The sequence below is a fragment of the Tersicoccus mangrovi genome, assembly GCF_036881825.1.
GTDB lineage: Bacteria > Actinomycetota > Actinomycetes > Actinomycetales > Micrococcaceae > Tersicoccus > Tersicoccus mangrovi.
Window position 1 is genome coordinate 415,724 of the sequence record NZ_JBAJMW010000002.1, and the last position, 13,895, is coordinate 429,618.

Consider the following 13,895-nt stretch of genomic DNA (forward strand, 5'->3'; position numbering starts at 1 on the left):
ACGCTGATCGTCTGACGGCGTCATGACGGACGCCGTCAGACGGCCGGTCTCAGGACGCGGCGGCCAGGAACGGCAGCAGCTCGTCCAGCACGGGCCCGGCCGGGACCAGCGTGGTGCCGTGCGTGCGGCCGGCCAGCTCGGCCACCCGGGCGTTCGGCATCAGCTCGGCCGCCCGGTGGGCGTCCGCGAGGCGCTGTACGTCCCGCGTGCCCGCCATCAGCAGCGCCGGAAGGCTGAGGGTGCGCAGGACGGACTCGGGCAGGCCCGGGTCCTCCTCGGTGCCGGTGAAGCAGGCCGCGAGGGCCGAGGCGTCGTTGGCGAGGAACGCCTGCCGGGTGGCCGGGTGCAGCGTGCCGGCCGCCCCCTCGAACCCCTCGACGAAGGTCTCGATCCGGCCCGTGCGCAGCGCGTCGAGGTACCCGGGGTAGAACAGCGTCTCGACCTGCCCGGCCTGCGGGCGGTGAGAGCCGCCGAGCGTCGTCAGGGTGAGCGCCCGCTCCGGCCGCTCGGCCGCCACGGCGAACGCCGTCCGCGCCCCCAGCGAGTAGCCCACCCAGTGCGCCGCGTCGATGCCCTCGGCGTCGAGGACCGCGAGCACGTCGCCCACGTGGCGCGGCATCCGGTACGCCTCCACGTCCGCGGGCTTGGCACTGCGGCCGTGCCCGCGCAGGTCGATCCGCACCACGGTGTAGCCGGCGAGGGCCTTGACGTAGCCGAACCCGCGCCAGATCGCCTTCGACAGGGCCGAACCGTGCAGGAGCACGACGGCGGGCCCCTCCCCGGAGACGTCGTAGGCGATGACGGTGCCGTCGGCGGGATTCACGGTCGTGCTCACCCCGTCACGCTAACGGGCCGCGCGCCGCCTCGGCGACACTGGGTCACGACATCATCCGCACCGACCCCTCGGGAGCATCCATGTGTCAGTCCCTGCTGATCGAACAGGTTCCGATCGTCGAGAAGATCCTCCGGACCGTGCTCGTCTACCTCGTGATCATCGTGCTGTTCCGGATCACGGGCAAACGCGGCATGGCCGCCATGAACACGCTCGACTTCGTGGTGTTGTTCCTGCTCTCCAACGTCGTGCAGAACGCGATCATCGGTCCCGACTACAGCCTCGTGGGCGGCGTGCTCGGCGCGGTCGTGCTGGTGGCCCTGAACAGCGGCGTCAACCGGGTCATCAACCTGGCCGTCGAGCGTCACCCGCGGGTGGCGCGGCTGCTCGACGGATCGTCGACCACGGTCATCGAGGACGGGTCCGTCGATGCGTCCTCCACGCGTCGGCTCGGTATCCGGCGCAGCGAACTGGATCACGCCGTCCGCCTGCAGCACGCCGACGACATCGCCGACATCGCCGACGGGCAGCTCGATCCGTCCGGTCGCCTCCTGCTCACCCTCAAGCCCGCTGAACGATCGGCGACGAAGGCGGACGTCGAGGCCCGCAGGGCTCAGCTGGACCGGCTCGAGTCGCTCCTCGCCACCCGCTGACCCGGAGGTGTCCACCCCTTTACCTCCGGCGATCGACCCAATATCCTATAGGATATTGGCTCTGTTGGACGGACTCGAAGGCGAGGACCCATGACCCGGCTCTGGAACGACCCCAGCGACTTCGCGGACGAGATGGTCGTGGGTTTCGTGCGCGCGAACGGCCGCTATGTCCGGCAGGTCTACGGCGGCGTCGCCCGCTCCACCGCCGGGCCCGAGCCGGAGGTCGCCGTCGTGATCGGCGGCGGCAGCGGCCACTACCCCGCCTTCGCGGGGCTCGTCGGGCCGGGCCTCGCCCACGGTGCCGCGATGGGCAACCTCTTCGCCTCCCCGTCGGCCCACCAGGTCGAGTCCGTCGTGCGCGCCAGCGAGCGCGGCCGCGGCGTCCTGCTCAGCTACGGCAACTACGCGGGCGACGTCCTGCACTTCGACGAGGCGCAGGAGGCCCTGCGCGCTGACGGCATCGACTGCCGCACGGTCACCGTGACCGACGACATCTTCTCCGCACCGGCCGACGACCAGGCCGGTCGCCGTGGCATCGCCGGCGACCTGACCGTGTTCAAGCTGGCCGGCGCCGCGGCCGCCCGGGGGGACGACATCGACGGCGTCGAGCGCGTCGCCCGGCTGGCGAACGAGCGCACCCGGTCGATGGGCGTGGCCTTCTCGGGCTGCACCCTGCCCGGCGCGGAAGAGCCCCTGTTCTCCGTCCCCGAGGGCCGGATGGCCGTGGGCCTGGGTATTCACGGCGAGCCGGGGCTCGACGAGACCGACATCCCCACCGCGGCCGGCCTGGCCGAGCTGTTCGTCGAATGCCTGCTCGACGACGCCGAGATCCCGGACGGGGTGACCGCGCAGGGCGCCCGCGTCGTGCCCGTGCTCAACGGGCTCGGCTCCGTCAAGGCCGAGGAGCTGTTCGTCGTCTACGCCCGCCTCGCCGACCTGGCCGAGGAGCGGGGGCTGACGCTCGTCGACCCGCAGGTCGGCGAGTTCTGCACGAGCTTCGACATGGCCGGCGTCTCCCTGACGCTGCTCTGGCTCGACGACGAGCTGGAGCAGCTGTGGTCCGCCCCGGCCGACACCCCGGCATGGCGTTCGGGCGCCGTCGACACCGCGGCCCTGACCGCGCTGGACCCCGACGCGGACGTGGAGCCCGAGCGCACGATCGGCCCGGCCTCCGACGCCTCCCGTGAGGCCGCCCACGTGATCGCGGACCTGCTCGTGGCCGTGCGCGACGTCGTCGACGAGCACGCCGACGAACTCGGCCGGCTCGACGCGATCGCCGGCGACGGCGACCACGGCATCGGCATGCAGCGCGGGGCCCGCGCCGCCGCGGACGAGGCCGCGACCGTCGTCGAGCTCGGCGCCGGTGCCGGCACCTTGCTGACGAACGTCGCCGACGCGTGGGCCGACCACGCCGGCGGTACCTCCGGCGCCCTGTGGGGCGTGCTGCTGCGCGCGCTCGGCGAGCGCGTCGGCGACGACGAGACGCCCTCGGGCGCCACCCTGGCCGACGCCCTGACCGCGGCCTCGGACGCCGTCAAGGAGCACGGGCGGTCCGACGTCGGGGACAAGACCATGGTCGACGCCCTCGTCCCCCTCGCCGCCACCTTCGCCGAGGCCGTCTCGGCCGGCAAGGACCCGGCCGCGGCGTTCACGACCGCCGCCGAGGCCGCGAGTCGCGCGGCCGACGAGACCGCGGACCTGCTGCCCCACAAGGGCCGCGCCCGCTCCCATGGCGAGAAGTCCCGCGGCACCGCCGACCCCGGCGCCGTCTCCCTCGCCCTGATCGCCACGACCGTCGCGGACCGGCACCGCCGGTCCTGATCCACCCCTTCTCCCCCGACCTGGAGGTCACCATGGCACCGCAGTGGCGCATCGTCGTCGGCTCCGACGACGCGGGCTTCGACTACAAGGAAGCCCTCAAGAAGGACCTGGAGGCCAGCGACCTGGTCACCTCGGTGACCGATGTCGGCGTCGACGCCGACGGGCACACCAACTACCCGACCATCGCCACGACCGCGGCCGAGATGGTCGCCCGCGGCGACGCCGATCGGGCGCTGTTGATCTGCGGCACGGGCCTCGGGGTCGCGATCGCCGCGAACAAGGTGCCCGGCATCCGCGCGGCCACCGCCCACGACGCCTACTCCGTGGAACGGGCCGTGCTCTCCAACGACGCCCAGGTGCTGTGCATGGGCCAGCGCGTGGTCGGCCTCGAACTCGCCCGCCGCAACGTCGCCGAGTGGCTCACCTACGAGTTCGACCCCACCAGCAAGTCCCAGGAGAAGGTGCAGGAGATCACGGCGTACGAGGGCGCGTGATGGCGCCCCGGCTGCTCGGGGTGAGCCTGAAGATGTACTTCGGGCACGAGCGCGCGCTCGGCTGGTGCCGTGACATCGCCGCCCTCGCCCGGGAGCACCCCGCCGTGCGGTCCGGAGCGGTCGAGCTCGCGGTCATGCCCTCGTACCTGGCCGTGCCCGAGGCGCTGGCCATCCTCGACGGGGTCGCCGTCGTCGGTGGCCAGGACCTCGCCGCGGCCGACAAGGGAGCCTTCACCGGGGAGGTCAGCGGCGCCGAGCTCGCCGAGATCGGCTGCCGCGTGGTCGAGGTGGGCCATGCCGAGCGGCGCGCCCTGTTCGGTGAGACCGATGCCGTGGTCCGCGCCAAGACCGCCGCCGCCCTGCGCCACGGCCTCACCCCGTTCCTGTGCGTGGGCGAGACGGACCGGCCCGACGACCCGGCGAACGCGGCCGATGCGTGCGTGCGGCAGGTCGACGACGCCCTCGGGGACGCGGCCGACGACAGCGACGGCGGTGCCCCGATCGTCGTCGCGTACGAGCCCCGCTGGGCGATCGGCGCCCCGGAGCCGGCCGAACCGGCGTACATCCGCGCGGTGTGCTCGGTGCTGCGCGCGCACGTCCGCGGTCTGACGGCGCATCCCGGCTCACGGGTCGTCTATGGCGGCAGCGCGCGACCGGGGCTGCTGACCGCGGTGGCGGACGACGTCGACGGCCTGTTCCTCGGCCGCTTCGCCCACGACCCGGCCGCCCTCGCCGCGATCCTGGACGAGGCGCACGCGCTGGACGCTCAGGACGGATCCGCCGACCCGACCGCTGCTCACCCGACCGCTTCGAGCCGATGAGGTGCCCGTGACCCGCGAGGACGACCTGCTCACCGCCTATCCCCCCGACACCGAGGTGCCGGCGGCCGCGGTGGCCGAGGCCTTCGACGCCTCCGGCCAGGTGCTCGTGGTGCTCGACGACGGCCCGACGGGCACCCAGTCCGTCGCCGACCTGCCCGTCCTGACCCGGTGGGAGGTCGACGACTTCGCCTGGGCCTTCGGCACGCCCGTCACCGCCGGCACGACCGGCGGACGGCCCGCGGCCGCGGTCTACGTGCTGACCAACACGCGCAGCCTCGACCCGGAGGAGGCCGCGCAGCGCAACCGCGAGGTCGTGACCAACGCCCTCACCGCGGCGCGCGCAGCGCACAGGTCCGTGACCTTCACCAGCCGCAGCGACTCGACGCTGCGCGGGCACTTCCCCCTCGAACCGGACATCATCGCCGCGACCGTCCAGGAGGCGTCCGGGCAGTCCACGGACGGTGTCGTCATCGTGCCCGCCTTCCCGGACGCCGGGCGGATCACCGTGGGCGGGACCCACTGGGCGCGCGGGCCCGAGGGTACGCTCGTGCCCGTCGCGCAGACCGAGTTCGCCCGCGACGCCACGTTCGGCTACGGCACCTCGGTGCTCGCCGACTGGGTCGAGGAGAAGTCCGCCGGCCGCTATCGCGCCGACGCGGTCCTCGGCCTCGACCTGCAGCTGCTGCGCACGGGATCGCCCGACGAGAGCACCGTCGCCATCGCGGACGGCCTGGACGCCGCGACGGAGCGGACGCCCGTCGTCGTCGACGCGGTCACCGAGAACGACCTGCGCCGCCTCGCACTGGGCCTGACGGAGGCCGAGCGGCGGGGGCACACCTTCGTCCACCGCGTCGGGCCGCCGTTCGTCCGGGCCCGCATCGGGCAGGAGGTCGCCACACCGCTGACCGCCGAGGCGATCCCGATCCCGGCCGACGCGAGCCCCGGCGGCCTCGTCGTCGTCGGCTCGCACGTCGGCCAGACCACCCGCCAGCTCGAGGCGCTGCGGCGCCGCCGCCCGCGGGTGCGGGTCGTCGAGCTCGACGTCGAGCGGCTGCTCGCCGACACGGGCGACCCGGTGGCCGAGACGGCGGACCGGGTCACCGCCGCCCTGGCCGGGGGCGACGTCGTCGTCCACACGAGCCGGACCCTCGTCACCGCCGACGACCCGGCCGCGAGCCTGGCGATCGCACGCCGTGTCTCGGCCGCTCTCGTCGCCGTCGTCCGGCAGGTGGTGGCGACCCGCCGTCCCCGCTTCGTCGTCGCCAAGGGCGGGATCACATCCTCCGACGTCGCCGCGCACGGCCTCGGCATCGTCCGGGCGATCGTGCGTGGGCCCATGCTGCCCGGCATCGTCTCGCTGTGGGAGCCCGTCGACGGGCCCGCCCGCGGCATCCCCTATGTCGTCTTCGCCGGCAACGTGGGCGACGACGAGGCGCTGGCCGACGTCGTCGGCACCCTGAGCGCGACCGCCGACACGAGCACCCCGACCGATCAGGAGCAGCCCCGTGACTGAGCGAGCCACCGACTACACCGTCGCCGTCCTCGGCCTGGGCGCCATGGGCCTGCCGATGGCCACCCGACTCGCCACCGCGCTGCGCGTCACCGGGTACGACGTCGTGCCGGAGCGCCTCGCCCTGGCCCGGGACGCGGGGATCGGGACGGCGGACTCCGCGCGGGAGGCCGTCACCGGCGCCGACGCGGTGCTGCTCGCGGTGCGCAGCGGAGCGCAGCTGGACGAGGTCCTGTTCGGCGACGGCGGGATCGCCGACGGCCTCGCGCCGGGCGCCGTCGTCCTGCTCACCAGCACCGTCGGCACTGGGGCCGTGACCGGCGCGGCGGCCCGGCTCGGCGAGGCCGGCGTCGAGATCGTCGACGCCCCGCTCTCGGGCGGACCCGTCCGGGCCGGGAAGGGAGACCTGCTCGTCGTCGTCGGCGCGACCCCGGCCGCCCGGGAGCGCGCCCGTCCCGTGCTGGACCTGCTCGCCTCGACCTTGACGGTCGTCGGCGACCGGCCCGGGGACGGTCAGGCGCTCAAGACCGTCAACCAGCTGCTGTGCGGCGTGCACATCGCCGCCGCGGCCGAGGCCCTCGCCCTCGCCGAGGCCCTCGGGCTCGATCGCGCCGCCACCCTGGACGCCCTCACCGCGGGAGCGGCCGAATCGTTCATGCTCGGCGACCGCGGGCCGCGCATGCTGCACGAGCCCGGCGAGGCGTCCGACGTGTTCAGCCGCCTCGACATCTTCGTCAAGGACCTCGGCATCGTCGGCGACGCGGCACGGGCGGCCGCCGTGCCCACGCCGGTGGCGGCCGCCGCCGAGCACCTGTTCCGACTGGGCGCCGCCGCGGGTCTGTCCGCCGCGGACGACTCGGCCGTCATCGACGTCCTCCGGCCTGGGAAAGAACCGGGCGCCTGACGCCCTCTTGACGCGAAACGTGATCCGCGCCACTCTATATCCTATAGGATTTACGATCCTTGACTCGGCTCCTGTCGAGATCACCCTCCGGAAGGAGCACCGCCGCCCATGCCGCAGACGCCGCCCTACACCGCGGACACCTGGCCCATCGCCACGTGCCTGCACGGGTTCCCCGTCAAGGACGCCGCCGGAGTGAGCCTGCACGACGCCGACCCTGCCGTCTGGGACGACATGTTCGCCCAGGTCGCCGACGTCGGCTTCACGCTCGCCGAGCTCGCCGACAGCCACGTCCGCCCCGCGGACCTCGAACCGTCCCGCCGGGACGAGTTCCTGGCGATCGCCGCCTCTCACGGGGTCGGCATCCCCTCGGTGCACCTGCAGCGACAGAGCGTCGTCATGCCCGGCCACGAGGAGCGCAACCTCGCCTACGCGCACCGGACCATCGACGCGGCCGCGGAGTGGGGCATGCAGGTCTTCTCCACCGGGCTGCACCAGCCCTTCTCCGAGGCCCAGCGGCGAGCGCTGTGGTTCTGGACCGCGGAGGGGCCGAAGGACCCGGACGACCCCGAGCGCTGGGACCTGGCCGTCCGCTCCATCCGCGAACTCGGCCGCCACGCCGCCGAGGTGGGCCTGCCCGTCGCCCTCGAGCTCTACGAGGACACCTATCTCGGCACCGCCGACAGCGCCGTCCGTTTCGTCGAGGAGGTGGGCCTCGACAACGTTGGCCTGAACCCCGACGTCGCCAACCTCATCCGGCTGCACCGGCCCGTCGAGGACTGGCGCGAGCTGTACGCGAAGACCCTGCCGTACGCCACCTACTGGCACGTGAAGAACTACGCGCGTGACGAGGCGGCCGACGGCAGCTGGGCGACGTCGACGCCGTCGACGATGGAGGCCGGGCTGATCAACTACCGCCAGGTGATCCACGACGCCGTGCGCGACGGCTTCTCCGGCATCTTCCTGACCGAGCAGTACGGCGGGGACAGCCTCGGCGTCTGCGCCACCAACCAGCGCTACATCCGTTCCCTGCTGCCAAGCGCCGAGCGCACGCCGCGAGCAGGAGCCGAAGGAGAGACCGCATGAGCCCCCGCACCATCGCCGTCGTCGGATCCGGGTACATGGGCGGCGGGATCGCCCAGTGCCTGGCTCTGGCCGGTGCCACCGTCCGCATCGCCGACATCAGCGAGCAGATCGCGGTCGACAATCGTGCCCGGCTGCTCACCGAGGCACAGGCCTTCGTCGCCGACGGGCTGTTCCCGGCCGACGCCGTCGAACGCATCGACGCGCACCTCACGGCCGCCGCCTCCATCGAGGAGGCCGTCGCCGACGCGGACTTCATCGAGGAGGCCGTGCCCGAGAAGCTCGAGATCAAGCACGAGACGCTCCGCCGGATCAGTGCCGCGGCCCGCCCGGACGCGATCATCGGCTCGAACACCTCGACCATCCTCATCGGCTCCCTCGCCGAGGCCGTCACGCATCCGGAGCGGTTCCTCGGCGTGCACTTCTCCAACCCGGCCCCGTTCATCCCCGGCGTCGAGCTGATCCCCCACGCCGGCACGGACGAGGCGGTGCTGCCCGTCGTCGAGGAGATCGTCGCCTCGACCGGCAAGGAGACGGCCCGGGTCAAGGACTCGACCGGATTCGTGCTCAACCGCCTGCAGTACGCCCTCTTCCACGAGGCGACGCAGATCGTCGAGGAGGGCATCGCCACGCCCGACGACATCGACACGATCGTGCGCACGACGTTCGGCTTCCGGCTGCCCGCATTCGGCCCGTTCGCCATCGCCGACATGGCCGGCCTCGACGTGTACGCCTTCTGCTACGCGTCGCTGCAGACCCGCTGGCCCGAGCGGTTCGCCACCCCGGAATCCCTGCGCGCGCTCGTCGACGCCGGCAAGTACGGCACCAAGACCGGCGCCGGCTACCTCGACGTCCCGGCGGACCGGACCGCGGAGCTGGTCGCCTACCGGAACAAGGCCTACGTCGCGATCAAGACGGTGATGGACGAGCTCGGACCCGCGCCGATCGCCGGGCCGGTCGAGCCCCCGACGTCGTCGTCTCCCTCCTCCCAGCCCGCCGAGCCGGCCGGCTGAGCCGCACCACTGGACCCGTTTCCCGTCTTCACCCAAGGAGCTGCCGTGACCGCGTTCCCCGAGTCCCGCACCGTCGTCCTGACCGGTGCCGCGTCCCCGCGCGGCATCGGCCGGGCCTCCGCCCACTACCTGGCCGAGCGCGGCTGGAACGTCGGCATCATCGACCTCGACGCGGCGGCCGCCGCCCAGGTGGCCGAGGAGATCGCCGCCGAGCACGGGGTCCAGGCCGCGGGTGCCGGGGCCGACGTCGCCGACGAGGCGCAGGTGCGGGCCGCGTTCGACGAGCTCGAGGCCGCCCTCCCCCAGCTCGTCGCCCTCGTCAATCTGGCCGGCGTCTCCTCCCCCGTGCCGTACCTCGAGGTCAGCTCCGAGGAGTGGCACCGGGTGCTGGACATCAACCTGGGCGGGACCCACCACGCGACGCGGCGGGCGGTCGAGAGCATGGTCCGCAACGGCGTCGGACGCGTCGTGAGCCTCTCGTCCGTCTCCGCGCAGCGTGGCGGTGGCACCTACAGCAAGACGGCCTACTCGGCCGCCAAGGCCGGCATCATCGGGTTCTCCCGCAGCGTGGCCCGCGAGCTCGGCCACGCGGGCATCACCGTCAACGTGATCTCCCCCGGCCCGATCGACACGGACATCATGGGCGGCACCCTCACGGAGGAGCGCAAGACCGCCATGGCCGCGGACGGCGTGCTGCCCCGCATCGGCACCCCGCAGGACATCGCGGCCGCCATCGCCTACTTCATCAGCGCCGACGCCGGCTTCGTGACGGGCCAGACCCTGAACGTCGACGGCGGGCTCTACATGCACTGACCCGCCGCCGCACCCGATCCCGGCCACCCCCGTCCCTGCACACCGTCAGGAGCACCATGAAACCCCGTTCGGGCACCTGGACGACCTCACGCATCGTCTTCCTCGCCATCGGCATCGTCCTGGTGGTGTTCGGCGTCATCTCGATCGCCCACGGTCACTGACGCGCACGCAGCACCGCACCGCAGCACCGCAGCACCACCCGCAGTACCAAAAGCAGTACCAGAAGCAGTTGATGTTCAAGAGAAGTCGAACCCGCACCGGTGAACTCGAACTCGAAGGAGAGTCGACGTGTCCCATCCTGCTGAGGGAACGGTCACCCCGTCCCTGAACGACACCACCCTCAGGACCGCGGTGGCCAAGGCCGCCCGGCACCTGATGCCCATGCTCGTCATCCTGTACTTCGTCGCGTTCCTCGACCGGACCAACGTCGGTTTCGCCGAGGCGGCGCTGCGCACCGACCGCGGCGTGAGCGACGGGGCGTTCGCGCTCGGCGCCGGCATCTTCTTCATCGGCTACGCCCTCTTCGAGATCCCGAGCAACCTGCTGCTCAAGCGGTTCGGCGCGCGCTTCTGGCTCGCCCGCATCGCGATCACCTGGGGCATCGTCGCCGCGGCCTTCTCGTTCACGACGAACGACACGATGTTCATCATCCTGCGATTCCTGCTCGGCGTGACCGAGGCCGGGCTCTTCCCCGGCGTCATCATGTACCTCTCGGACTGGTTCCCGAACAAGGTGCGCGTGCAGATGTTCGCCATCTTCTACCTGGCCCAGCCGTTCTCGCAGATGATCGGGGCGCCGCTGAGCGGTGGCCTGATCAGCTTCGGTGACACCGTCACCCCGTGGCAGGGCTGGCAGGTCATGTTCTTCGTCGAGGGCGTCCTCGCGGTGGTGGCCGGCATCGCGGCCCTGTTCCTGCTGACCAACAGCCCGGCGCACGCGAAGTTCCTCGACGACGACGAGAAGGCGGCCCTGTCGTCCGTGATGGCGACGGAGGACCGGCTGCGCACCGAGGACGGCCCGAGCGGTGTCTGGCGCGCCCTGTCGAACTGGAAGGTCTGGTACTTCACCGTCATCTACTTCGCACTGCAGATCGCCGTCTACGGGACGACGTTCTACCTGCCGCAGCAGGTCTCGAGCCTGATCGGCCTCAAGGTCGGTTGGCAGGTCGGGCTGATCTCCGCCATCCCGTGGCTCGTGGGCCTGTTCGCCTGCTACTACTTCGGCAGGGCCGCGAACACGCTCGGCCGTCGCCGGTCGTGGGGCACCCTGTTCTACCTGAGCACCGGCGTCTTCATCCTCGGGTCCGCATGGGCCGGGGCCAACAACCTGCCGCTGCTCGGCATCCTGTTCATCACGCTGGCGGTCGCGAGCTTCCTCTCCGTCGGGCCGATCACCTGGGCCTACCCGACGTCGTTCCTCACCGGCGCGGCGGCGGCGGCCGGCATCGGCCTGATCAATTCGCTCGGCAACCTGGGCGGTTTCGTCGCCCCGCTGATGCGCACCAGCATCAACGCCGCGGTGCCCACCCCGACCGGGGCGTGGGGCGTCGTCTCTCTCGGCGTCTTCGCCTTCGCCGCCGCCGTGATGATCTGGCTGACGAAGTACTTCCGCCGGGCGAAGTCGGACGACCTGCTCCATGATGAGCCGGTGGCGCCCGGACACTGATCCTCCCGCCGCGCGCGGCCGTCTCCACCGCCGCGCGCGGCGGTCCGCGCAGGCCCGTCCGATAGGATTCCGCCTATGCCCGCCCAGCCCCACGGACGCCGTCCTGCGAGCCGCCAGCTCCTCGCCGACTACGTCTATCAGGAGCTGCTGTCCTCCCTGATGGACGGGCGGCTCGAGCCCGGATCGGGCCTCGGGATCGACCGGATGGCCGCGGAGTTCGACGTCTCCCCCACGCCCATCCGGGAGGCCCTGGCCCGGCTGGAGTCGACGGGTCTCGTGCACCGGGTGGCCCTGAAGGGGTACCGGGTCGCGCCGCTCTTCACGCCCGAGGAACTCGCCGAACTGATGGACGCGCGGCTCGTCATCGAACCGGCCATCGCGCAGCGGGCCTGCGCCCACGCGACACCGGATCTCATTGCTCAGCTGCGCCGCGCCGTCGACGACCTGCGCACGGCCCCCACGGGGCCGACGTTCGCCGAGTACGGCGCGTACTGGGAGGCCGACGAGCGGTTCCACCGGCTGATCGCGGAGCAGGCCGACAACCGGTTCCTCCTCAGCGGCTACCGGTCGCTCGGAGGGCAGGTGCAGCGGTTCCGGTTCTTCGGCAACCTCGGGGTGACGGACGCGCAGTACGCCATCGCCGAGCACACCCGGGTGCTCGAGGCCTTCACCTCCGGCGACCCGGACGCCGCGCGGGACGCGATGCGGGAGCACATCCTGCGGGTGCGGGACCGCGCCGTCCACGACGCTGCGGCCACCCCGGCGGCCTCCTGACGGCGCTCGGGCGCGAGCACGCCCGCTGACCGTCGTCCTTCAGGCGGTCGCGGGCTCCCGGCGGCGGGACCGCTCGTCGGCGAAACCGACGGCGAGGGCGCCGATCAGGACGACGGCGACGAGACCGAAGCCCGTCGAGATCGCAGTCGACCAGCCGCCGGAGCCGAGCACCGTGAACGCGGCGGCGGTGATGACGGCGATGCCCACGGACGTGCCGACCCGCTGACCGGTCTGCATGATGCCGCCCGCGCTGCCGGCGTACTCGAGGGGCACCTCCGCCAGCGTGAGCGTCTGGTTGGGGCTGACGACGGCGCCCTGGCCCAGCCCGACGAAGGTCAGGGTCAACAGCAGCCACCACTCGCTGATCAGGCCGTGTCCGTGCAGCTCGATGACGGCGACGCTCAGCCCGAGGCCGAGCAGCACGCTGGCCATCCCGCCGATCACCAGCCGGCGGCCCAGGCGCAGGACGTGCCGGCCGGCCCACGTCGCCGAGAGCGCGGAGGCGACGGCGTTCGGCAGCCCGATGGAGCCGCTCTCCAGGGGCGTGTGGCCGAGGCCCTCCTGGAAGTACAGGGCGATCAGCACCCACACGCTCGTGACGCCGAGGAAGTAGAGCCCCACGAGTGCGGTGCCCCGGGAGAAGCTGCACGTGCGGAAGATGTCCAGGTCCACCATCGGGCTGTTGCCGCGCCGCTGGTAGAAGCGCTCCCACATCAGCCACGCGACGCCGAGCAGGACACCGAGCGGCAGCAGCGCCCACAGCCACGCGGAGACCTGAGCGCGGGCTTCCATGAACGGCAGCAGGATCGCGAAGATGGCGACGCCGAGCAGGAGCGCCCCCACGGGATCCAGTTCGCGGATGATCCCGCCGACACGGCGGTCGGTGCGGCGCTCGATCAGCGGCCGGGGGAACCACAACAGGGCCAGCACGATGGCGAGGATGCCGACCGGCAGGTTGATGAAGAAGATCCAGCGCCAGCCCTCGTGGACGCCGCCGAGCTGGATCAGCAGGCCGCCCAGCAGCGGGCCCACACCCACGGAGACGCCCACCGCACTGCCGAAGGCACCGAACGCGCGGCCCCGCTCCGCGCCGCGGAAGTACTGCTGAATCATGCCCACGCCCTGCGGGTTGAGCAGTCCGGAGCCGATGCCCTGGACGAACCGGGCGACGACGAGCATGGTCGAGTCCGTCGCGAGGCCGGCGGCGACCGAGGAGAGGGTGAAGAGGGCCACGCCGCCGATGAACAGGGGTCCGCGGCCGAGGATGTCCCCCGCGCGGCCGGCCGCGACGAGCACGACGCCGAAGGTGAGGGCGTAGCCCGAGAGCACCCACTGCAACTGGGACTGGCTGGCGCCGAGGCCCTCCTGGATGGACGGGAGGGCGACGTTGACGCTGCTGACGCTGACGAGGGACATGAAGATGGCCACCAGCAGCACGATCAGGATCCGCCAGCGCCCGGGGTCCTGACCCTGGTCCTGACGTGGTGTTCCGGTGTCCGTGTCGTTGGCCATGCG

At 72.5% G+C, this 13,895-nt stretch carries 13 protein-coding genes; 11 read left to right on the forward strand and 2 right to left on the reverse strand.

Going from position 1 to position 13,895, the window contains the following annotated elements:
• Positions 1-49: 49 nt before the first annotated feature.
• Positions 50-835: an alpha/beta fold hydrolase gene (locus V6N00_RS05740; protein ID WP_334231110.1), complete on the reverse strand. Its 786-nt coding sequence runs from the start codon at positions 833-835 to the stop codon at positions 50-52.
• Between the two features lie 80 nt (positions 836-915).
• Here V6N00_RS05740 and V6N00_RS05745 point away from each other — a divergent pair, with 80 nt between their 5' ends.
• From V6N00_RS05745 to V6N00_RS05795, 11 genes are all read left to right on the forward strand, one after another.
• Entirely contained in the window at positions 916-1,485 is a 570-nt protein-coding gene (locus V6N00_RS05745) for a DUF421 domain-containing protein (protein WP_334231111.1), read from the forward strand.
• A gap of 90 nt (positions 1,486-1,575) precedes the next feature.
• Positions 1,576-3,306 (forward strand): dihydroxyacetone kinase family protein, encoded by a 1,731-nt coding sequence (locus tag V6N00_RS05750; protein ID WP_334231112.1) that lies wholly within the window; start codon positions 1,576-1,578, stop codon positions 3,304-3,306.
• Between the two features lie 32 nt (positions 3,307-3,338).
• On the forward strand, positions 3,339-3,800 hold the full coding sequence (locus tag V6N00_RS05755) for a ribose-5-phosphate isomerase (protein WP_334231113.1): 462 nt from the start codon (positions 3,339-3,341) through the stop codon (positions 3,798-3,800).
• Positions 3,800-4,621, forward strand: a complete 822-nt coding sequence (locus V6N00_RS05760) for a triose-phosphate isomerase family protein (protein WP_334231114.1) — start codon at positions 3,800-3,802, stop codon at positions 4,619-4,621. The genes V6N00_RS05755 and V6N00_RS05760 overlap by 1 nt, the downstream gene beginning before the upstream one ends.
• A 7-nt stretch (positions 4,622-4,628) precedes the next feature.
• A complete protein-coding gene (locus V6N00_RS05765; protein WP_334231115.1) occupies positions 4,629-6,134 on the forward strand; it encodes a four-carbon acid sugar kinase family protein in 1,506 nt (501 codons plus the stop codon).
• Positions 6,127-7,035, forward strand: coding sequence for an NAD(P)-dependent oxidoreductase (locus V6N00_RS05770; protein ID WP_334231116.1), 909 nt, complete (start codon positions 6,127-6,129; stop codon positions 7,033-7,035). The genes V6N00_RS05765 and V6N00_RS05770 overlap by 8 nt, the downstream gene beginning before the upstream one ends.
• Positions 7,036-7,143: 108 nt before the next feature.
• Positions 7,144-8,118: a sugar phosphate isomerase/epimerase family protein gene (locus V6N00_RS05775; RefSeq protein WP_334231117.1), complete on the forward strand. Its 975-nt coding sequence runs from the start codon at positions 7,144-7,146 to the stop codon at positions 8,116-8,118.
• The gene (locus tag V6N00_RS05780; RefSeq protein ID WP_334231118.1) at positions 8,115-9,128 is read left to right on the forward strand and encodes a 3-hydroxyacyl-CoA dehydrogenase family protein; all 1,014 of its coding nucleotides are present in this window, start codon (positions 8,115-8,117) and stop codon (positions 9,126-9,128) included. Before V6N00_RS05775 ends, V6N00_RS05780 begins: the two co-directional genes overlap by 4 nt.
• Positions 9,129-9,173: 45 nt before the next feature.
• Positions 9,174-9,941 carry an SDR family NAD(P)-dependent oxidoreductase gene (locus V6N00_RS05785; protein ID WP_334231119.1) on the forward strand — a complete coding sequence of 256 codons (768 nt, stop codon included), beginning with the start codon at positions 9,174-9,176 and terminating at the stop codon, positions 9,939-9,941.
• A 288-nt stretch (positions 9,942-10,229) separates the two neighbouring features.
• Complete coding sequence (locus V6N00_RS05790) at positions 10,230-11,606, forward strand: MFS transporter (RefSeq protein WP_334231120.1); 1,377 nt, start codon at positions 10,230-10,232, stop codon at positions 11,604-11,606.
• Positions 11,607-11,681: 75 nt separating this feature from the next.
• The gene (locus V6N00_RS05795) at positions 11,682-12,380 is read left to right on the forward strand and encodes a GntR family transcriptional regulator (protein WP_334231121.1); all 699 of its coding nucleotides are present in this window, start codon (positions 11,682-11,684) and stop codon (positions 12,378-12,380) included.
• 39 nt (positions 12,381-12,419) lie between these two features.
• On the opposite strand, the gene V6N00_RS05800 is transcribed toward V6N00_RS05795, so the two are convergent.
• Entirely contained in the window at positions 12,420-13,892 is a 1,473-nt protein-coding gene (locus V6N00_RS05800) for an MFS transporter (protein ID WP_334231122.1), read from the reverse strand.
• Positions 13,893-13,895 lie beyond the last annotated feature (3 nt).